Source organism: Lacinutrix sp. MEBiC02404 (assembly GCF_053601575.1).
In genome coordinates this window covers 1-348 of sequence record NZ_JBSHNV010000154.1, presented here as the reverse complement: position 1 = coordinate 348, position 348 = coordinate 1, and the positions used below count along the sequence as shown (strand labels likewise).

Sequence of the window (348 nt, the reverse complement as noted above, 5' to 3'; positions counted from 1 at the left end):
TCCGGAGGTTAAAACAGTTACTGTTTCGGTGCTAGTTGTTCCGCAGGTTCCTGGACTTGCGTATTCTATCGTATAAGTAGTTCCTGAAATTCCGCTAGTTACCGTTCCGTTAGTTGCGTTTATTGTTGCACCATCGGTTGGTATCGGATTAAACGTAAAACTCCCACCAAGATCTCCTGTGATATTTGATGTTCCGCCATCACAAGTTGCTGTCGTATTAAAAGAAGCGTTTCCGGAGGTTAAAACAGTTACCGTTTGTGTGCTACTTGTTCCGCAGGTTCCTGGACTCGTGTATTCTATAGTATAGGACGCTCCTGAAATTCCATTAGTTACCACTCCGCTAGTTGC

At 44.3% G+C, this 348-nt stretch carries 1 protein-coding gene; it reads right to left on the bottom strand.

All coding sequences use genetic code 11. From position 1 onward, the window contains the following. On the bottom strand, nt 1-348 hold a 348-nt coding region (locus ACVCXO_RS07590), incomplete at both ends, for a hypothetical protein (RefSeq protein WP_452228994.1).